At 41.2% G+C, this 20174-nt stretch carries 15 protein-coding genes and 2 pseudogenes; 9 read left to right on the forward strand and 8 right to left on the reverse strand.

Annotated features, from left to right (window positions below):
* On the reverse strand, window positions 1–1286 hold a 1286-nt coding region (locus HMPREF0519_RS08515), incomplete at its 3' end, for a YfhO family protein (RefSeq protein ID WP_003635480.1).
* Between the two features lie 304 nt (window positions 1287–1590).
* Between HMPREF0519_RS08515 and HMPREF0519_RS08520 the strand changes: the two genes are divergently transcribed.
* Window positions 1591–2577: an ADP-ribosyltransferase gene (locus tag HMPREF0519_RS08520; RefSeq protein ID WP_003635482.1), complete on the forward strand. Its 987-nt coding sequence runs from the start codon at window positions 1591–1593 to the stop codon at window positions 2575–2577.
* A 104-nt stretch (window positions 2578–2681) separates the two neighbouring features.
* Here HMPREF0519_RS08520 and HMPREF0519_RS08525 read toward each other — a convergent pair whose 3' ends face one another.
* Window positions 2682–3737, reverse strand: a complete 1056-nt coding sequence (locus tag HMPREF0519_RS08525) for an SGNH/GDSL hydrolase family protein (RefSeq protein WP_003635484.1) — start codon at window positions 3735–3737, stop codon at window positions 2682–2684.
* Window positions 3738–3910: 173 nt separating this feature from the next.
* Here HMPREF0519_RS08525 and HMPREF0519_RS13700 point away from each other — a divergent pair.
* The 4 genes and pseudogenes from HMPREF0519_RS13700 to HMPREF0519_RS08545 form a co-directional block, all read left to right on the forward strand.
* Window positions 3911–4582, forward strand: a pseudogene (locus HMPREF0519_RS13700) (RNA-guided endonuclease TnpB family protein); the annotation flags it as partial.
* Window positions 4583–4879: 297 nt separating this feature from the next.
* Window positions 4880–5602, forward strand: a complete 723-nt coding sequence (locus tag HMPREF0519_RS08535) for an alpha/beta hydrolase (RefSeq protein WP_003635489.1) — start codon at window positions 4880–4882, stop codon at window positions 5600–5602.
* Between the two features lie 168 nt (window positions 5603–5770).
* Window positions 5771–6592 (forward strand): COG4705 family protein, encoded by an 822-nt coding sequence (locus HMPREF0519_RS08540; RefSeq protein ID WP_225428986.1) that lies wholly within the window; start codon window positions 5771–5773, stop codon window positions 6590–6592.
* Complete coding sequence (locus tag HMPREF0519_RS08545) at window positions 6558–7628, forward strand: acyltransferase family protein (protein WP_003635492.1); 1071 nt, start codon at window positions 6558–6560, stop codon at window positions 7626–7628. The genes HMPREF0519_RS08540 and HMPREF0519_RS08545 overlap by 35 nt, the downstream gene beginning before the upstream one ends.
* A 238-nt stretch (window positions 7629–7866) precedes the next feature.
* On the opposite strand, the gene HMPREF0519_RS08550 is transcribed toward HMPREF0519_RS08545, so the two are convergent.
* Window positions 7867–9441 (reverse strand): amidohydrolase, encoded by a 1575-nt coding sequence (locus tag HMPREF0519_RS08550; protein ID WP_003635495.1) that lies wholly within the window; start codon window positions 9439–9441, stop codon window positions 7867–7869.
* Between the two features lie 158 nt (window positions 9442–9599).
* Here HMPREF0519_RS08550 and HMPREF0519_RS08555 point away from each other — a divergent pair, with 158 nt between their 5' ends.
* The gene (locus HMPREF0519_RS08555) at window positions 9600–10784 is read left to right on the forward strand and encodes a DUF2075 domain-containing protein (protein ID WP_003635497.1); all 1185 of its coding nucleotides are present in this window, start codon (window positions 9600–9602) and stop codon (window positions 10782–10784) included.
* 78 nt (window positions 10785–10862) lie between these two features.
* The gene (locus HMPREF0519_RS08560; protein ID WP_003559267.1) at window positions 10863–11225 is read left to right on the forward strand and encodes a YxeA family protein; all 363 of its coding nucleotides are present in this window, start codon (window positions 10863–10865) and stop codon (window positions 11223–11225) included.
* Between the two features lie 67 nt (window positions 11226–11292).
* Here HMPREF0519_RS08560 and HMPREF0519_RS08565 read toward each other — a convergent pair whose 3' ends face one another.
* Window positions 11293–11973: a CPBP family intramembrane glutamic endopeptidase gene (locus tag HMPREF0519_RS08565; protein WP_003635498.1), complete on the reverse strand. Its 681-nt coding sequence runs from the start codon at window positions 11971–11973 to the stop codon at window positions 11293–11295.
* Between the two features lies 1 nt (window position 11974).
* The gene (locus tag HMPREF0519_RS08570; protein WP_003635500.1) at window positions 11975–12325 is read right to left on the reverse strand and encodes a VOC family protein; all 351 of its coding nucleotides are present in this window, start codon (window positions 12323–12325) and stop codon (window positions 11975–11977) included.
* A 393-nt stretch (window positions 12326–12718) separates the two neighbouring features.
* Here HMPREF0519_RS08570 and HMPREF0519_RS08575 point away from each other — a divergent pair, with 393 nt between their 5' ends.
* Window positions 12719–14284: an ABC-F family ATP-binding cassette domain-containing protein gene (locus tag HMPREF0519_RS08575; RefSeq protein WP_499841956.1), complete on the forward strand. Its 1566-nt coding sequence runs from the start codon at window positions 12719–12721 to the stop codon at window positions 14282–14284.
* Between the two features lie 102 nt (window positions 14285–14386).
* On the opposite strand, the gene HMPREF0519_RS08580 is transcribed toward HMPREF0519_RS08575, so the two are convergent.
* From HMPREF0519_RS08580 to HMPREF0519_RS14780, 3 genes and pseudogenes are all read right to left on the reverse strand, one after another.
* Window positions 14387–15775 carry a glycoside-pentoside-hexuronide (GPH):cation symporter gene (locus HMPREF0519_RS08580; protein WP_003635504.1) on the reverse strand — a complete coding sequence of 463 codons (1389 nt, stop codon included), beginning with the start codon at window positions 15773–15775 and terminating at the stop codon, window positions 14387–14389.
* A 28-nt stretch (window positions 15776–15803) separates the two neighbouring features.
* Window positions 15804–17282: a sucrose phosphorylase gene (gene gtfA, locus HMPREF0519_RS08585; RefSeq protein WP_040472772.1), complete on the reverse strand. Its 1479-nt coding sequence runs from the start codon at window positions 17280–17282 to the stop codon at window positions 15804–15806.
* Between the two features lie 4 nt (window positions 17283–17286).
* Window positions 17287–18944: pseudogene (locus HMPREF0519_RS14780) on the reverse strand (glycoside hydrolase family 13 protein).
* Between the two features lie 180 nt (window positions 18945–19124).
* On the opposite strand from HMPREF0519_RS14780, the gene HMPREF0519_RS08595 reads away from it, so the two are divergent.
* Window positions 19125–20111 carry a LacI family DNA-binding transcriptional regulator gene (locus HMPREF0519_RS08595; RefSeq protein WP_003635511.1) on the forward strand — a complete coding sequence of 329 codons (987 nt, stop codon included), beginning with the start codon at window positions 19125–19127 and terminating at the stop codon, window positions 20109–20111.
* The last annotated feature ends 63 nt before the right edge of the window (window positions 20112–20174 follow it).

Consider the following 20174-nt stretch of genomic DNA (forward strand, 5'->3'; position numbering starts at 1 on the left):
AATAAAAGAAAACCAATTAGAAATCCGTAAGCAATCAGGTCATTTTGTTGGACGTTTAACGTGAACCCCTTTGTAATCCAGACGAGCGCGATTAGAGCAACGGTTGATCCGATCAAACATTTTAAGTCGCTGCGCGTTAAATGCGGTAATTGATCGACAAAAATCATTACCGCTAAACTCATTGGCAGGACTGCCAGAAATAACCAGCGGTTTGAAGGCGTCGAAAGGGCATTTGCAGTTGCACTGACTTGTGGCAGCAGGATTGAAACCAGAATAACAAGCAAAATAATGGCCAGTGCCCTGTTTGCCTTGAAATGTTTCAAGACATAAATGGCAGCTAAAAAGGCCAAACCACAGAAATTAAGAACCAGCCAGTAATCTTTAATGGTTGTGCTGGTAATCAGTTGATTAGGTAAAGAAAAGTAGTATTTTGCCGGATATAATAATAGGCCGTTGGCAAATTTAGCATGATAGGCAATTCTGGTTGAATTTAAAACGGCTAGAAGCGTCGGGAAAAGTGTGATACCAGCCATCAATAGTCCGGTTATGACCGCTTGGATGACACAATAAATAATTTTAGTGTTTGGTAATTTTTCGGGACTAACGTGGCGATAGTGTAAATAGCGGGTTAATAAATAGACAAAGGTACCGAGTGCCAGCATGTAGGCAAAGTAAAAATTGCTGATTAAAGCTAATGCGGTCGCAAGTGCCAGTGGCAGCCAGTTCTGTTTATGAAGCACTTTTTCGACGCCCATCGCCAGAAGCGGAAAGATGATCATCGGTAATAGAAAAAAAGGATGGTGCATAGAGACGTAAAAATTGTACCCGGAAAAAGTATAAATCAACGTGCCGATTAGTTTACTATGACGACTGAATGAGCGTTGATTTGCCCAAGCAAGAAATGCCAAACCTGCACAGTATAATCGAAGCAGAATTAAGACCTGATAGCCCAGTTCAAGTTTGTCAGCTGGAAATAGGGCAATCAGGTAACTGAAAGGACCACCGACAATGTAAAAAGCAAAAGTTGTTAACTGATCCGCACCGGCACCCAAATTCCATGACCAGCCAAATAGTGATTGATGTGCAGTGCCCTGCAAAATCCGTTGGAACTGTGCCAAAATCGGGAAGTGTTGTGCAATGCCGTCAACATTCCAGATTAAGGTTCTTCCCGCCAGCCAAGGTAGCGAATAAGTTAATAAGCAGATAAAAACAAAGGTGGCGGTGTACAGGATAAACAACGGGATTTTTCGCGACTTCCTAATCGAATGTGAAGCTGTTTCTTGCATGATATGACCCCTCCTAATAACTCAACTTTATTGTTAGGCAAAAAGTAGTTACAACACAAGTGAAATTTGAAAGTTTAATTATTTTGAGAAAGTTGTTAACCAAATTTAACGAAGAAATTACATTTAATTTACAACGTTAATCTGCGAAACTTGTATTAATCTTTTTAATAGTAGAAGAAAATGCTTTTAGGGATAGACCATTTTAAGAAAGGAAAATGGGTGGGCAGAATTCTAGTCGAACTTGCAAAGCAGTTGGATTCGTGTAAAATGTTGCCTATAGTTTTCGAAGGGACGAGTTATAAAAATGATCAAATTTAAAAGACTGCTTTTAGGAACGATTTTTCTGGTTGGCTTTTTTGTCCAATTACCGGCCCAAGCCCAATCTGTTCGGAAAGAAGTGCAGGGCAACCAAACAACCTATGTGACGACTAATTATTATGCACACGCTGTTAACGTAGGTAAACAACAGTTGGTTACGAATAAGTCAGCGAGATTGTACAGCATCACAAATGGACGTGTGGATAATGATCACTGGGTATCGGTCACAAAAAATAGTGTTTTAACGGTAAAGGACAAACTTACCAGTCGAAATGGCTATGTTGTGACGATTTCAGGAAATAAAAATCAGTTTGCGTTCATTAATCCAACCAAGTACGTTTATTCAATAACGGGTGTTAAGAATAATCCTGAAAAGATGAAGCAACTTACTGCTTCATCTAAAAAGTGGGCAAAAAAATTAAGTAAGGGACAAGTGAAGGCAATTCGTTATTATACAAATAACGGATTTGACAAGATCAATACGACACTTCGTAATCCTGATAACACTGCTTCGGCAAAGGTTAAAACCAGTATCAAGTCAATTAGTACCGGCATCCAAGCGTTTCATCTTGATCAACCGACGACTGTTTACCGTGGCATTTCCAAAGAAGGACTGGCAAAATCTCTTGGTAGTCAATCGTTAAAGGTGGGCCGCCAATACTACGATCCGGCTTATTCATCCTGTACGCTTAGCCAAATGATTGCATTGGGGTTTTCTAAACAGCATGTTGTATTAAAAATAAATTTGCCGATCGGCTATCACGGTGCATATATCGATCCGGTTTCTACGAATGTTGGTGAAAAGGAATATTTATTGGATAGTGGGACAAAATTGATTGTCACCAAAGTGCAGCAGGCAAAGTCGACGGTTCATACAGTAACGACCATTAAGAAAAAGGGAAAGCAAACCAAAAAGCAGATTAGCAATGTTAAGACAAATTACCAATTGGTCACATTAAATCTTAAGCAATAAGTGAGCATCTGACTGGATTGATATTAAAATTAACAACGGATGGGAATCACGTATGACAAAAAGAAAAGATGATCGGGATGATAAGTCCTGACCATCTTTTCTTTTTATTTATTGATTAAGTATTTTGCCAAGTAATACCCCAGCTTTTGGGTAACCTGTGGTGTTGGGTGAATCTCATGATCTTCATACACGATATCTTTATTTTGATCAGTAATCAAATTCGGTGCAATTGTGTCAAAGTTGATCACATTAACACCTAATTGGCGATATAATTTAGCTTCGGCACTTCTGAGTTGACCGAAAGTGTAGCCATACATATCCGACATGTTTTGTCGATCTTGACCATTAGCATCATAGCGCGTTAATGGTAAGACACCATAAAGTTTGGCGGTTGGATTCAACAGTTTGATTGCCATCATATTTCGTTTTAGATGGGCGATAACATTTCTCAAACTCCCCGATCCTGAATAATTGGTGTAGTCATTGGTACCAATATGAATAAAGATCATATTCATATTACGAATTTCGGTTTCATGGTACTTAATAGCGACGGGCAAGTCTTGTGCAACCCTTGTTGTGCCAATATATGCAAATCTTTTGCCAACAATTTTGGCGTGGGGAACTGAAAAGTTTTCAACTCGATTATCAGTACCAAGATATTTATTCATCCAATCCGGGTATGAATTATTCATATAGAAATGATAGCCATCCCATCCGGAAGGAATTGAGTCACCGAAGAAGCCAATCTTCTTATGATAAAATCGATTATTGGCTCCGGCAAGCTTCAACTTGTAAGAGTTGCTGTTAATCGATTTTAATTGTGACCGCAAAACCCAAAACGTATATTTGCCACTATTGTCTTTGACTTGATAAGCCGTTTGTGTTTTGCCATTGATCGAAAGTTTAGCGGCATGTGTTCGATACCAGGCGGTTTTTAAAAATGAACTGCCGCTTATCGCTTGGGTGAGTTTGACATTGTTATACAAAATAGCTTTTTTCTTCAAGGCATAGGCATGCGTGATGACCGGTGAACTGTATTCAACCTGGACTTCTTCGGAACTTGTATCTGCGACTCTGCCGGTAGCAATAAATACGCCACCTGCAATTAAGAATGATGCTAAAAAGATAACTAATTTTTTTCGTTTAATAAACCAAGACATATGACCTTGCTCCTCAGAATGATAATTAGACCCCGGAAATAACAAAGAGTATTATATGTTATTTATTGGACGTAAGTCAATTTATGAGATAGGGCAAGAAAACATGTTCTTTTAAGGACGTGTTTTCTTGCCCCGTTTTACGGCTAACGAACGATAATTACCTGGCAATAAATTTCCTTCTTTCTTTGCAGGTCGAAACCGAAGTTCATGACTTGCCGAAGACTCACCAAACGGTGGGGTTGGATATGGGGGTTGCCGATTTAGCGATTGCCTCTAACGGGGTTAAGTACGGGGCTTTCAAGGCTAAGTGGTTCGAAAAGCAAGCGACGCGTTGGCAAGCGAAGTTTAGCCGGCGCAAGCATCAGGCCACTGTTGAGATGCGCTAATGGAATCACCACCATCAATTATTCAAGCTGGAACTCAACGATTATCAAAATTGGCAACGGGCTAAAATGACCAAAGCGCGTTATCAAGCGAAAATCGCCAACCAGCGCAAGGACTATCTGCATAAACTGACGACGGACTTAGTTAAAAACTATGATGTGATTGAAGATTTGAAAACCAAGAATCTGATGCACAATCATCACCTAGCCAAGTCCATCGCTAACGCCAGTTGGTATCAATTCCGGACCATGCTTGAATATAAGTGTGCCTGGTACGGTAAGCAATTAGTGGTGGTGAGCGCCAGGAACACTTCCCGAATCTGTTCAGCGTGCGGTCATAATGACGGCGCTAAACTGTTAGATATTCGGGAATGGACGTGTTCTGAATGCCGAACGCATCATGACAGAGATATTAATGCGGCAGTTAATATCCTTAATTGCGGACTAAAAGCTATTGGCTAGGAACTAGCCGTGGTAAAAGAACGGAGTTCTGTAAGTTAGGTTTTCGGCATACCGATGTAACAGCCTAAATACTACTTCGTGTTCCCAGAAGCTCGGGCATTTATGGCCGAGTAGTTCACCCCGTTAATCTTAACAATAAATGTGAAAACTTGTCATTATCAAGCGATTCAATAACGATATAACGAATTATTATAGGTATCGAAAGTGGCTGCCCTTGTAAGAAAACCACAAATGTTTGTCATACTGGTTATGGTAATTTTCATGAAATCCACTTATCATAGACACTGAGGTGATTTCATGGATATTAGAAATATCGGACTTGATCAATCAAAAGAGTCCTCATTAGACATTTATCAAAGTAAAACGGATGAAAAGCTTCCCGGCATTGTCATTATTGGCGGTGGCAGTTATAAACAATTAAAAGAACGAGATACCGAGCGGGTGGCACTGACATTTGCAACTCAAGCATTCCAAGCCTTTGTTGTTAAGTACCCGGTTTTGGAAAAGAAAAATTATCAGGATGCCAAGGCGTCTATTGAGCAGTCTTTTGACTACATTATTAAGCATGCCGATGAATTAAATGTTGATACCGATAAATTAGGTATTATCGGATTTTCTGCAGGTGGTCAGCTGGCTGCCGACTATTCAAATGAGAAACATAGTCACGCAAAGTTTGCCATGTTGGGTTATCCGGTTATTAAGCCGACATTGGATAAAAAAATGGGCATTAAGAGCCTGGATGTTTCAAAGACGGTTTCTTCGATAACACCACCAACGTTTATTTGGGGATCAATCAATGATGAATTAACACCATTCCTGGATCATGTTCACGTTTACGCTGAGGCATTGGCAAAGAACAACGTGCCGTTTGAAGTCCATGAATTTGGAACAGGCAATCATGGCATTGCCCTTGCAAATAAGTGGACAGCTATTGTCAACCGTGATCGCGCTGATAAACATATGGCACGATGGTTCGAGTTGGGCATGGAATGGCTGCAGGAAGTTGTTGGGATTAAGTAGGCTAATAAAGTTTTATTAAATATAATGATGACCAAGGCTAATGTGAAAATTGTCTTGGTCATTTTTTTTATTTCTGAGATTCTCACATTTTTCTCTCACGTAAAACAGAGTGAAGTTGTCTTTAGTAAATGCTAATCTGAAATCACTAATTAAGGTGAGGTGATAGTTGTGAAACATAAAGTATTGGAAAACAAGGTGCCGGCCATTACGATGTTGTTTTGGGTCTCCAAACTAATTTCAACTATGCTGGGGGAATCAGCTTCGGATTTTTCAAGTCAAATTTTCGGACAACAGCATCAAACGCTCGGTGAATTGTTTACGGTCGGTTGGTCATTATCGCTATTTATTGTATTTTTGTATCTGCAGATCAAATCTGATAAGTATCATCCAATCTTTTACTGGAATTCAGTTGGCTTGTTGGCGGTTTTTGGAACTTTTTCTGCGGATACTTTAAAGGCTGTAACCGGTCTTCATTATGTAGAAACGACCCTGATTTTCTTTGTGCTGATGATTGGCTTTTTCGTGGCGTGGTATGCCACCACAAAGGATTTATCAATTCACCACATTACGTCAAGATATAAAAAGGCCTTTTATTGGTTGACAGTGGCTGCGACCTTTATGCTTGGAACGGCTGCCGGGGATTGGTTTGCAACTGCCAGAAGCGGCGGGTACAATACTGATCCTACGGGATTAGGTCTGGGCTTTCTTAATACGGGTGTTGTACTAGGTCTTGTTTTTCTGATGGTATTGGCTTATCGGGCAATGTTTAAGCCAAAAGAAAACGGGTTTGCTGAAATTGCGTCATTTTGGTTTGCTTATATCCTGACACGGCCAATAGGTGCAAGCTTTGCCGATTATTTTGGTTATAACTTTGATAAGGGCATTCTTGGCAACCAGTGGATGACCGTTATTGGTCTTGCATTATTTATGGTAGCTGTCATGATGCTGTACAAGAATGATCAAAGAGGAACACAAGTATCTCATGGCTAAACATTTTAAAACGAATTCTGGAGAACCAAATAATCGGGTAGAATGGCTCGACATTGCGAAAGCTTATGGGATCATCGCAATTGTGCTGGGGCATATTTTGACCGGAAGCCCAACGGCCCACTTTCTGTATTGGTGGCACATTCCATTATTCTTTTTAATTGCCGGGATCTTCTTAAAACCTCTAAAAAGTACTGACGCATGGTCGACATTTTTTAAAAAGCGGGTAATTAGTGAGCTGTTGATGTACACGGGGATTGGTTTATTACTCATTTGCCTCTATACAGTTATTCATCATCAAAGCAATCAATTTTTGATGAAACACCTATTTGATTTGGTCCTTGGCGGAAGGACACTGAACTTTTATACAAGTACCTTTTGGTTTATTAACGTGTATTTGCTGACAATTATGACTGTCACCGTATTGATTTCAGTGACCAAAAATTGGCTTATCGTTCTTTTGATAACCATTGTAGGGCTATTTTTGGGAACCGGTTATCAGCAGGTTACTTGGATGCATATAAATGGCTTTGCTATGATGCCATGGGGAATGGATACTGTATTAATAACGGCGTTTTATACTTATTTGGGATACTTGTTATTCCATGGACATTTGAAATGGCTTCAAAAAGCTGTCATAAATTTGCCCATTATGATGCTTGCTGTACTAGTGATTTATATACATTCTAAGGGGAATTTTAGTTTTCGACTGTCTTTAAAATCACATTTAATGCAAAGCTCGCTGCCGATTGGGTTGGCAGTGGCTGTTATTCCCGTCATTTTTTCGCTGGCAATAATGGTCTGTGCGTATTTTACTTCTAAAATACCGACTAAATTTTGGCTGCCGATTATTGGACGGCATACCCTGGCAATTATGTATGGACATAAATTATTTTTGGATCTATGCTTACTGATCGGTATTAGAAGCCTGCCTGTGAGGTTGGCAATCGGCATCATCGCCCCGGTTATGATTGCGTTGATTGTCCAGAAAGTTGGGAAAAGCATTTTTGAGATAGGGCAAGGAAACGCGTTTCTTTAAGAACATGGTGAATTGCTTTCCTTTACATCCAACGGATGCTTGACATAATTACCTGCCAATAAATATTCCTCGCTTATGAATCTATGCACATGGTACTATTCTTAACATATTATAATATTTAAATTGTTAAATGAGCCAACACCCCCAAAACAAAAAGCCAAAGCGATTCTGATCGCTTCGGCTTTTTTGCTTTCTTGAGGCTGTGTTGGTGCTTCACGAAAGACTCTTTTTTTAATCATTATTTTTGGTAAACCTTTTCACCGGCCATCCATGTTTGCTCGACATGAATATCTTTAATCTTTTCGGTCGGAACGGAGAAAATATCTTGATCCAAGACGACAAAATCACCAGCATATCCCGGGCGAAGTTGCCCATTGTGGGTAAATCCACCGACTCGCGCACCTGTATTTGTATAGGCCAGTACGGCTTCGGGCACGGTGATGGCTTCATCTGCATTAACGATATCGTTATTGGCAGCGGTTCGCGTGACGGCTGCGTAAATCCCAACAAACGGGCTGTCGGGTTCTTCCCATGGCGTGCAGGGTGCATCCGAGCTTAGTGCCATCATGGCATTGGAATTCAGCATCGATTTAATTCGGTAGGCGTTCTTGAATTGAACATCGTTTAAATAAGTTCGGTAGGATTCGTCCTCAGCGAAGAAGAAAATCGGTTGGGTCACCAAAGCATAATTCATTCTGGCACGGTTGATTTCTTTTAGCATTTGGTCCGATAACAATGAAGCGTGTTCAATCCGAATGGAAGGGCGATCATCCAGCCAAGGTGTTAAATCAGCCGTGACATCAACCACCAATTGAATGGCAGCGTCGCCCATAGCGTGAATAGCCACCTGCAGATGGTGTTCGGTGGCATACCAAACAGCCTGTTTCAATCGATCCGCGTCTGTTAGAAGAACGCCCTGTTTGCCATCCGGATAAGGCGCTTTATTGTAGGCAGTTTCACCGGAAATGCTGCCATCCATGAAGACTTTGATACCGGCAATCCGCAATTGATCCTGTGAGGTTGGTTCAACAACTTGACCGGGCATTATTTCATTAAAGACATAGTAAACGGCCGTTTTAGGTTTAAAACCATCCACCAGTGCATCCTGATAAAGCTGAAGCGAATTATATGGACGGAAGCGACCCATTAATTCACCAATGGCAATAATCCCGTTTTTTAAATAATGGTCGGAACTATTAGCCATATTGTCAACATCATCCAGATAACTCTGAGCAGATTTAGCTTGAATCAGCAGCTGGGTTGCAGCGACTTCTTTCATGTAGCCATTTGGTCGGCCATCCGGGAAATGACCAATAAAGCCGCCGGCCGGATTAGGCGTGTTGGCATCAATTCCGGCCAATTCCAATGCTTTGGAATTACCGACGGAAGAATGACAATCCGAACGGTAAATAAAGATGGGCTGGGTTGTGGAAACCTCATCCAAGTCATCGGCTGTTGGTGAACGATGTTCGGCCAACTTGGATTCGTCAAATCCCCAGCCTTCGATCCAGGTTGAGGCACTTTGACCGTATGCGGAAGAGTGCTTGAGTGCAGCTTTCATATCGGTGATACTATTGACCTTTGGTGGCGTACAAGCAACCCCATGCAGTGCATCTGCGATGTATTTGGGATGGGTATGCACATCGATGATGCCGGGAAGAACCGTTTTGCCGTGAAGGTCGACGGCATCGGGATCGGTGACTTCACTTGTTTCCCCAATGTGGGTGACAAGACCATCCGTAATATTCATTGCGGATGCAAAAGTGGTTGCGTTAGTCCCCAGAAAGATTTTGGCGTTTTTAAAGGTTGGCATAATTGTCCTCCTATTAATAGTTCATTAGTTACTTTTATTATTGAGGCATTGGAGGGGAATTGCAACCAAAATTGTTCACATCTGGTGATAAGAAGAGTTAAGATGATAAAATGAATGCAATTAGTAAATAAGTCGCGTTATGAGGTGGATCGGACAACATGCAATCATTAGAATCACACACATTAAATGCATTTTCCAAGAATATTCAATTAACGACACATCAAAAGCAAGTGCTTGAAAGAATGACCGTATTCACAAAACACCATTTAAATCAGGATGGTCACTCGGTGTTTGTGTTGATGGGGGATGCCGGAACCGGAAAAAGTTTGATTTTAAATCAATTGTTTACCGAACTGGCACAGGAAGTTGACGAAGCTTATTTTTTGGTGAATCATCCGGAATTGCTAAAAGTGTATCGGGAATTGGCTGGAGAAACGCCACATATGCTTAAAAAGTATTATCAACGACCGACAAGTTTTATCAACAAGCTGCACAAACAGCAGAAACACGTCAACTTGACTGTGATCGACGAAGCCCATTTGTTATTGAGCAAGGCCGATCATTATAATAACTACTACGGTGATAACCAGCTGAAAGACATCATTCAATTAAGTAAAGTGACAATAGTCGTCTTTGATCCTCACCAGGTATTACGGACAAAAAGCTTCTGGACCAAGGATCGTTTATTGAAATTGATTGAAAAATACCCACATGACTTTGTTCATTTAAAAGAGCAGTTTCGGATGCAGGCAGGTCCTAAATTAATGGATTGGCTGGATCATTTCATTGATGGCGACATCATTGGGCCGGTGCCAACGGACGTTGGGGACTATGACTTTCGAATCTATTCGGATGCGCAAAAAATGTTTCAGCAAATCATTCAAAAAAATGATCATTATGGTTTATCACGAATGACTTCAACCAGTGGGTATCCTTCAACCTTGGATGGCGGTAAACACCTTGTTAATGAAGGGAACTTTCATTTGCAGTGGGATCAGTATAATTTTACCAGTACACCATGGGCGGAACAGCCCCAAACAATTAACGAGGTTGGGAGCATTTACACGGTTCAGGGATTTGATCTGAACTACATTGGGATTATTATTGGGCCACCGTTTTATTTAACGGCTGACAATCGATTGGGCGTGGATTCAAGTAAGGTGACAGATGTCGAAATCTTTAAACACCGACAAGATCTGAGTGGACAGGATTATGAACAAAGTAAAGAAATTCTGCTGAGAAATTCGTTGAATGTCTTGCTGCGACGAGGTATCAGGGGCATGTATCTACACGCTCATGATCCGAAGTTGGAAAGTTATTTGGAAAAGATGATTCAAGAATAAAACGTAACGATTGACAACGATGACACTTCTCTATATAGTTAGTTACACTAGTAACTAACCAATAGGAGATTTTGATAAATGAAAAAGGGAACGCTTTATACGCTCGTCATTGTAGTTGTTCTTGCCGTTGTTGGCGGCGTTTGGTACCACATTAATTATGGTAAGACCTATTATTACGGTCAGGTGGGCGATGTTGCCCGAACAGAGAAAGAGCCGAAAGGATATCCAACCGGTTATTATTATGAGATTACGGGTTATGATAAAGACGGCAAGGCAAAGAAGATGGAAGTTGGGTCATTTGCCGGCCATAAATTTGTTAAGGGTCGTTATATCAAAATCGGCTGGTCAAAAGCTAAAAAGGTTGTTGATTATGACCAGGCCGCTTGGAAACAGATTCCTAAGAAAGCCCAAGAGAAGCTACCGGCACCGAAAAATCCTTAGTTAGAATAAATCGGCATTATTCAGTTCAAACTGAATAATGCCGATTTTTTAGGGTCAATGGTAGGATTTAAATCATCGACACAAAATTATTCAAAAAATGAAGTCCGATGCTGTATCGAATATCGCGGAAATGCATGTAGGTATATGATAAGAAGCATCCTAAACCGGAATACATTAACCAGTTGACATTGAATTGTAATTCGTGAGCATATCCAAACAACAGTCCGCTGATCACAATGGCGAGAATATTATTTAAGCGATTATCTTTATTGAAGAAATAATTCATAAAGATTCCCCGAAAAATCAGTTCCTCAAAAATCGGAGCCAGAATCACTGAAAAGATGGCGTTCCAAACCGGTAATCTAAGTTGATCCGCTTCGACAGCTTTTTGGTTATCAGGGATTGCCAAGATGTGTTTTGAAATTAAATAACTCCAAAGCATTTGAAAGGCAACCATTAGAACGAAGATTAGGACGAATTGAGCTATCTTTTGCCGGGTTAATTTTGATTTACCAAAGCGTCGTGGGTTATCGGCATCCAACTGTTTGCCATACCGCCAAGCAATTAATGCCAGTGCAGCGGCGGTGACAACCAAAGCCACTCCCAGAATATGACGGGAAAGAAATTCATTATGGACATAGTCACCGGCTACTTCCAAGGTAGCCGAAGCAAATAGATAGATGATTAAAAAGCCGATCCATTTAGCTATTTGCAGTGCCTTGGTTCCCAAATAACGACTTGGGGACATTTTATTTAAACTCGTTAACTTCAATTTGATTCTTATCCGGGTCAAGGATCGTGATTGAATTAACGTTTCTCCTGTTTTCGGTTTTTTCGGTTGGGTCACTGACGATATCGACGAAGTAGTTAATCAAATGCGCTTGAATGTCGGCTATCGAATCTTTTGCGATTAGGCCAAACAAAATTGGTGTTACTTTGTCGACAACACGAAAATCTAAAAACATTTTTCGCAGGTCGGCACCCATGTCACCATTTGGAAGTTTGACGATCGGCAGATCAAAAACTTCGTGGTAGAAGCGGCGACTGACTTCTAAGTCGGAGACAGGGATGGTGATATATTCGATTTCTCTGATATTCATAATAAATTTCGTCCTTTTCAGTTGTGTAATGGTTACATTATATACCAAACGGAAAATTGACCAAGCCTTTTGAAGAGAAATTCTGTTTGTGTAAGAGTTATTTAATAGATCGCTTTAATGTACGTCGATTTCCCAAACAACGCTTTATGGCTCCGTAGGTTACACGCTTTGTTGCACGCACTACAAAGGACCGCTCCACAAAGCAACATCACACCACGTAAGGGATCAGTTTGAAAAATCCAAAGTCGGGATTTCCCAAACTAACGCCTTACGTTCTGGGTGTTAACCGCTTTGCTTCACGCACTACATATTGACTAGTCGTCCTAATTAGAGTAACGTAACGAATTGTATGCAGTATTTCGACACAAAAGTATTTAACGTGAGGTGAACAAGTTGCCACTACTATCAGTTTCAAATCTTTCGATGAGTTTTGCTGAAAAAGATTTGTATAAAGATGCCGAGTTTACCCTGGAAAAGGGCGAGCATATGGGTGTTGTCGGTCAAAATGGCGTTGGAAAATCTACTTTGATTAAAATTATTACCGATACCCAATTGCCCTTAACCGGTGACATCAAATGGCAGAAGAATATAAAAGTCGGCTACTTGGATCAGTATGCCGATATTGAAGACAATTTAACATTGATCCAATTTTTGAGAACTGCATTTGCGGACTTGTACAAGAAAAATGAAACGTTGACCAAATTATATGAGACTTATGCCGAAACGGCTGACGATAAATTGTTGGAACGAGCCGGCACAATTCAAGATGAGTTGGATTCCAGTGATTTTTATGATGTTGATACGCGCATTGAACAGACCATTGTCGGTTTGGGATTAGACAGTATTGGCCGCGATCACCTGGTTGGCAAAATGTCAGGTGGCCAGCGTTCCAAGATTATCTTGGCTAAAATGCTACTCGCCGATCCAGATGTCATCCTTCTTGATGAGCCGACAAACTATTTGGATGTCAACCAAATCGAGTGGTTGGTTGACTATTTGAATAATTTTAGCGGGGCCGCTATGGTGGTTTCACATGATTATGATTTTTTGGATAGAATTACCAATTGTATTATTAACGTGGCTTTTGGTAAGATCACGAAGTATCGTGGAAACTTTAAAAAAGCCATGCGTCAACGAAAAGAGCGGGAAGAGTTTCAGCAAAAGCAGTATGACAAGCAACAAGTTGAAATTGAGAAGGCCGAACGTTTTATTCGTAAGAATAAGGCCGGATCCAAGTCAACAATGGCCAAGTCCCGTGAGAAGAAGCTTTCCCATATGGATAAAATCGATCCACCTTCAACTAATATTTCTGCCAGCTTCAATTTTCCATATGAGGATACCGGATCACACGAAGCCCTAACGGTTGATAAATTATCCGTTGGATACAACAAACCATTGTTAGCACCGGTAACCTTTACGATTTCAATGGGCGAAAAAGTCGGGTTTAGTGGCTTTAACGGTGTTGGTAAATCAACACTGATTAAGACCATTTTGAAGAAATTGCCGGCAAAGGGCGGTACTGCTAAATTTTCACCATCTGCGATTATTAATTACTTCAGCCAGGATTTGGCTTGGGACAATAATCGGATGACACCGATGCAGATTATCTCGGATAAGTATCCTAAATTAAGCCAGCGAACGATTCGAACAAAATTGGCAAAGTGTGGGTTGGACGCACAAAATGCAATTAAACCCATTCATGAGTTGTCCGGTGGCGAACAAACCAAGGTTAAGCTGGCTATGATGGAATTTGTGCCAAGCAACTTCCTGATCATGGATGAGCCGACCAACCATTTGGATGAAGAAACCAAGGAAGCCCTGAAGAGGGCAATTGACCGCTTCTCGGGTAATGTTATTATTGTCAGTCATGAAAACAGCTTTTATGAGGGACTGGTTGATAAGGTCTTGAACGTTGAGAAGCTGAGTTTGCGTGAACGGGCAAAGAATGAAACGTTATAAATAAAGCAATCAATATAAGTGAAAGCAAAGGGCATAAACTGAAATTCCCAGTTTATGCCCTTTTGCATTGAATTGATAAAAACTGTATTAACGTAAACGCGGTTAATCGGCTGCTTCGTGACGTGCTTTTAGATCAGCTTCAATCTTTGGTTGCATTTTATCGAATTTATAGAAATACATTAAAATCAAACCGATTCCAAAACCGATAAACGGCACCCAAACGAAGTTCATTTCAATAGCGTTTAAGGCTTGGGGAGTTTGGGCATGGTTGGCAACGTAGCCGTTCATACTAAGCAGGAAGCCGGTAACGACACCGCCCATTCCCATACCAAGGTTGGAAGCGATTCCAGAGAACGAGGTAACCAAACCCTCTGCTCTGACACCGTTCTTCCATTCGCCGTAATCAACTGTGTCGGCTAACATGACGGGGAGTAATCCGGCAAAAAATCCGTTACCAAAGTATCCCAGAATCGTTGCACCGGCGAGAATTGGTACGTTCATCATTTTGGCACCAACGCCAAGAACCAATTGACTAATGACACAAAGTCCCAAACCGATGACCATGGTGCCTTTTTTACCGAAGTGCCTGGTTAGAAATGGTGTAAAGACAATTACAACTAGTGACAGCGCTTGCAATCCTAGCATAAATGAAGCCAGATCGGCGTTGTGCATGTTGTACTTGAAAAAGTAAACCGTTACTTGAAGTTTGGTTTGCATACCAATCCAAAAGAAGAAATACATTGATGAAATAATCATCCACGGCCAATTGCCTTTGAGGGCGCTGGCCGACTGCTTCAGTGACAACTTTGTTTGATGCTTTGGGTGAACCCGTTCGTGGGTATTCTTGAAAGTGACTAATAACAGAAAAGCTGTTAGGACAGCCACAATGATAGCGGTTACAAGAAATCCCTGTTTATCATTTCCGTGACCCAGTAATTGAACAGCCGGTAAAACGGCAATTGAGATTAACGTAGCACCGGTTGTTGCCAGAACTTGACGAACAGTGCTGAACTTAACCCGTTCTTGGGGGCTGGCAGTTAAGCTTGGTAGCATGGATGTAATAGGGATGTTAATACCTAAATACAGAATATCAATAGCGATGTAAGTAACATAAGCCCAAATTAATTTACCCAATGGACCTAAAGGAACGGACGAAAACGCAAGAATAAAGAAGATAGCGTAGGGAATTGAGAACCACAAGAAGTAGGGACGACTCTTGCCCCAACGGGTGTGGGTCCGATCGATCATAATCCCCCATGTAGGTCCGGAAATCGCGTCCACAATTCTGGCAACGAAGAATAGCGTTCCGATTGCACCGGCCGCTAATCCAAAAACATCGGTGTAGTAATACATTAAATAGGTACCGACCATGCCGTTTGCGACATTGCAGGCAAAATCACTGGCACCATAGCTGAGGCGCTCTTTATTTGTAATGTGTTCAGAATCCGCCACGACATCGGATCCTTTTGGCAGTGTTTGAGTCATTTTCATAACAAATCCTCTTTCCAACTGATTACGATTAGTCGACGAGTGACAGGTTGCTGGTTAAGACCCGGGTTGTTTTGCCGTCGGCTGTGATTTGGTCAATGTTAAATTCCTGAGATTTCAGGTTGGCGGTTAACGCTGCTTTTGCCTTACCATTGGCTGATTGACGGGTCACTTTAATTTCAGTTTCACTTTGCTGGCTGACTTTGATTTGACCGTCAAGATCGAAAGCCGGACTGGCGTTACGGAACTTCAATAATTTGAATAGTGCTTGAACGACGGGGCGTTGAACTTCTTGATCAACTTCGTCAAGTGAATAATAATGACGGTTAATGTTACGGCCTTCCTTTGTTTTTTCCAGAAGTTCCAGGTCATTCTTTCCGGCGAGTAGACCAACGTAATAAATTTGAGGAATTCCCGGTGCAAAAATTTGAATGGCCCGGGCAAGCAGATAGGCTTGATCGTTGTCACCTAAAGCGGAGTAATAAGTGGTGTTGATTTGATAAACATCCAAATTGTGATAGGCGGTACTTGAGTAGACTTTCTTCACGTTGGCACCGACTTTGTACATCTCTGCTTTGGTGTAATCCAATTCATCGTCCGTTAAAATATCTTTGGCATCCACAACCCCAATGCCATCATGGGTATCAAGAGTGGTGAATTGTTTCATCGGACTTTGACGCAACCAATCTGCCAAACGATTCGACTTACCAGAATATAAGCTGTAAAGGGTCACGATTGGAAGTGCAAAGTCATAGCTAAAGTAGTTGTGATCAGTTAATTTGCGAACAATATGGTAATTTTCATGAATTTCAGGTAATAACGTTGTCGCCTTTGGTGCTGTAATTTGGTTGATTTCGTTTAATAAGTCCCAAATTTCCGGTTCAACAAAGAAATCATTGGTACCCAATTTTTTAACGGCATAGGCAAAGGCATCAAGACGAATGATCGAAGCACCGTGGTCCATCAAAAAGTTTAACGTTTGTTTGATGAAGTCTTTGGTGACTTGTTTCGTGACATCAAGATCAATTTGGTCTTCGCCAAAGGTGTTCCAAACTTTTTCCGTCTGTTCGTCCGCAAATTTGACTTCCTGAACCGGTGCCTTTGGTTTTCGTTTATAGATCAGGTCAATATCTTCCTGGGTTGGGCGACCCTTTGGCCAAAATTCATCCCAGTGAATAAATAAATCCCGGTAGGCAGATGCATTGTGGTTTTGCTGGAAGTCTTTAAAGTATTTGGACTTCTTTGAAATGTGGTTGACCATGAAATCGAACATCAGATAATAGGATTTTGCCAACTCCTGAACATCATCCCAGTTTCCGAATTTTTCATCCACTTTGGTATAATCCATTGGTGCGAAGCCGCGATCCCCTGACGATGGGAAGAATGGCAAGAGATGGACACCGCCAATAACGCCCTTTAAATGGTTGGCTAAAACGGATTGAAGTTCCTTGATATTGTTGCCCAGACTGTCAGGATAAGTAATGAGCATGGCTTTGTTAGTGAGTTTCATTTTTTTAATTCCTCTCATATTTATATAGATAGGCTGCCCATGGCTTGAGTGCCATGGTTGATGATTGCTGTTTCTCGGTTGTATTTGTTAAAACGAGTTGTCTATTTTGATAACGATCGGAAATTGTGACGGTGGCCGGTTGATCACTTAGATTGGTGATAACCAAGTAGCCAACATGATTTTCTTCCCGCTGATAGACAAAGGATTGATGATCATGGGTTTCAATGAGTTGATATTGACCGTTAAGCAGAATTGGATCTTTTAAACGAAGATGGATTAGCTGCCGGTAAAAATTGAGTACCGAATCAGGCTGTTTAACTTCATTGGCAACGTTAATGTAACGTGCATTTGGATTGCTTGAAATCCAAGGTTGATGATCACTGAAACCACCATTTGGCTGATCATTCCACTGCATGGGTGTTCGGACGTTGTCACGACTTTTGGCACGAAGTTTAACCAATGTTTCTTCCGGCGAAGCACCCTTAGCTAATTCTTCCCGATAAAACCGTTGTGAATCTAAATCGCGAAATTGGTTAATATCATTGAAGTCAACGTTTGTCATCCCAAGTTCCTGGCCCTGGTAAATAAAGGGGGTGCCTTTCATGAGAAAGTACATCATAGCCAATGCGGTCGCGCTTTGACTTCGAAACTTTTGATCATTTCCGAAGTATGATACGGCGCGGGGCAAATCGTGATTTTCCAAGAAAAGTGCGTTCCAACCATTATTGTCCAGTCCGCTTTGCCAACGGGTGAGGGCGACTCGAAGCTTTGCAACGTCGACTTTACCAACAGTGAATTTTTCCCAAAAGCTAACGTGATCAAATTGGAAGATCATATCGAAGTAGCCCTTTTTAGAATCCACCCAGCGCTTGGCCTGTTCAACCGGAACACCGCCGGCCTCGCCAACGGTCATCAGATGATTGCGTTTGAAATCGGTACTGAGATTTGCCAATAATTGGTCAATACCGGAAACGTTGTTCATCGCATCTTCCTGGTTGGTGAGTCTTTGAAACGTTGGTTTTTCTTGAGATGGGAGATCGCATCCAAACGGAAACCGTCAACACCGCGTTCAGCCCACCAATCGATGATCTTGGCAACGGCTTGATGAACCTTTGGATTTTCCCAGTTCAGATCCGGCTGTTGTTTGGCAAATAGATGATAGTAATAATCTTTCGTTGCGGGATTGTATTCCCAAGCGGATCCGCCGAATAACGAAACCCAGTTATTGGGGACGCTTCCATTTACGGGTTTACGCCAAATATAAAAATCATGGTAAGGATTATCAACGGATTTCTTAGCTTCCTTAAACCAGTGATGTTGATCCGACGTGTGATTGATAACCAAATCAAAGACAACTCGAATATTATTTTGGTGAAATTGGTCAATCATCTCAAAAATGTCATCCAAAGTGCCATATTGGGGATCAATTGCTTGATAATCGGAAACATCGTAACCGTTATCAATATTTGGTGAGGCAAAAAATGGGGAGAGCCAGACAAAATTAACGCCTAAAGATTTAATGTATGGCATCTTTGAAATAATGCCTTGAATGTCACCAATACCATCATGGTTGCTGTCAAAAAAGCTTTTTGGATATATCTGGTAGCCAACGGCATTCTGCCACCAAGTTGGATTTTGCTGATTACTGATCAAAATGCTCACCTCTCATATTTTTTGTAACCCCTTTCACCAACATATCATATGCTCATGAATTTGTATGTCAATCGTTTGATATAAAGTTTCATAAAAAACTTTTTCGATATGATATACTTAAAATAATGTTTTAATGGATTTTCGAAAATTGATATAGGTTATGTGGTAGATACATAAGAAGGTGAAGTTATGCAGCCTAAATTAGCGGATGTTGCCAAATTGGCAGGGGTTTCAATCACAACCGTTTCCAGAGTAATTAACGATCGGGGCTATTTGTCATCTGACACAAAAGAAAAAGTGTTTTCGGCGATGCAGCAATTGAGCTATCAACCCAGTTTGGCCGCCCGAGCCTTGCACGGCAAACAATTCAAATTAGTCGGATTGATCTTTGCCAGTCTTGAGAATCCTCTGATTGCCGAAGTGGTTGAAGAAATTGAAAATCGTTTATTCAATCGGGGCTATAAAGCGATTATCTGTAATAGTATGGATAATCCCGAAAAGGAACAGCAATATTTAAAAATGCTGATGGCTAATCAGGTTGACGGGATTATTACCGGCTCCCACAACGAGGGGATTAAAGAATACCGGCTGTCGGGACTGCCGATTGTGTCATATGACCGCTATTTCCAAAATAAGATTCCGACAGTCAGCAGCGATAATTTGGCTGGTGGTGAATTGGCTGCTACTACAATGATCGAAAAGGGGTCAACCAATTTAATGCTGGTTTCCGGCAGTCTTGAGAAAAAGGCACCAAACAATGCGCGGCTAACCGGTTTTAAGACGGCTGCCAAAAATCGAAAGGTACCGGTTAACACGGTTGAATTTCCGTTTAATTCAACACCAACAATTAAACGGGCGACTATTCGTGAAAAATTGGTATCCCATCAACCGGACGGGGTCTTTTGTACTGATGATTTGACGGCACTTCTATGTATTCAGGAAGCTCAAAAATTGGGGTTAAAGGTCCCCGAAGATATACAGGTCATTGGTTATGACGGCTCAAAATATGTGCAGGAATATAACCCTGAGCTCAGTACGATAGTCCAGCCGGTTAGCAATATTGCCGATTTGTTGGTGCGATTATTATTCAACAGGTTGGAAAAAAATGACGAAAAACTATTGGATACGTATGTGCTGCCGATCAAACTATTACAGCGGGGATCAACTAGGAAGTAAGGTATGAGAATGAAGATCTTCGACGGAGTAAGTTCGTTCAGAGGGTAATTGAGGAATCCTTAT

This window comes from Lentilactobacillus hilgardii DSM 20176 = ATCC 8290 (assembly GCF_000159315.1).
Classification (GTDB): Bacteria; Bacillota; Bacilli; order Lactobacillales; family Lactobacillaceae; genus Lentilactobacillus; species Lentilactobacillus hilgardii.